This is a genomic window from Micrococcus sp. HMSC31B01 (assembly GCF_001816085.1).
GTDB lineage: Bacteria > Actinomycetota > Actinomycetes > Actinomycetales > Micrococcaceae > Micrococcus > Micrococcus luteus.
On sequence record NZ_KV824814.1, the window covers coordinates 1 to 841 of the forward strand.

Consider the following 841-nt stretch of genomic DNA (forward strand, 5'->3'; position numbering starts at 1 on the left):
GCGGAGGTGCGCCGCGAGGGGCAGGCCGTGACCCAGCGTGGCCGGGACCTCACCCAGCGCCGGGCGGCGTTGGCCGCGGAGTTCCCCGCGTCGTTGCTGGCCCTGTACGAGCAGGCGCGGGAGCGCAACGGCGGCATCGGCGCGGCCCGGCTCGTCGGGAACCGGTCCGCGGCCGCGGGCACGGAGCTGTCACCGGCGGAGGTCGCGCACATCCGGGCCCTCCCGCCGGCCGCCGTCGCCCGCTGCCCCGAGTCCGGCGCCATCCTCATCCGGGACTGACCCCGGGCCCCGCCCCCGGCGCGGTCAGTAGAGTGGGGGGGCCGCGTCGGACGGCGCGACCACGGACACGAGGAGGCGCACGGTGAGCGGACGAGTCCTGCAGGTGGAGGCCGACGGCGGGTCGCGGGGCAACCCCGGCGTCGCCGGCTACGGCGCCCTGGTGCGCGACCCGGCCACAGGCGAGATCCTCCGGACCGACGCCGCCCCGCTGGGGAAGGCGTCCAACAACGTGGCCGAGTACTCCGGGCTCGTGGCCGGGCTGCGGATGGCCCGGGACCTCGACCCGGAGGCCCGGGTGCACGTGCTGATGGACTCCAAGCTCGTGGTGGAGCAGATGTCCGGGCGGTGGAAGATCAAGCACGACGACATGCGGCGCCTCGCGGCCGAGGCCCGGTCCGTGCTGCCCCCCGAGCGCGTCAGCTACGAGTGGATCCCGCGCAACCGGAACAAGGACGCCGACCGCCTCTCCAACGAGGCCATGGACGCCGGCGCGCGGGGCGGGCAGTGGGACGCCGGCGCGTCCGAGGTGCCGGTCGCGGCCCCCGCGGCCGCGGGGTCGACC

General features: G+C 77.2%; 1 protein-coding gene and 1 pseudogene. Both read left to right on the plus strand.

The annotated features are described in order from the left end of the window. Positions 1-279 (plus strand): annotated as a pseudogene (locus tag HMPREF3105_RS00270) (DNA-binding protein); the annotation flags it as partial. Between the two features lie 82 nt (positions 280-361). Beyond that, on the plus strand, positions 362-841 hold a 480-nt coding region (locus tag HMPREF3105_RS00275; RefSeq protein WP_141762355.1), incomplete at its 3' end, for a reverse transcriptase-like protein.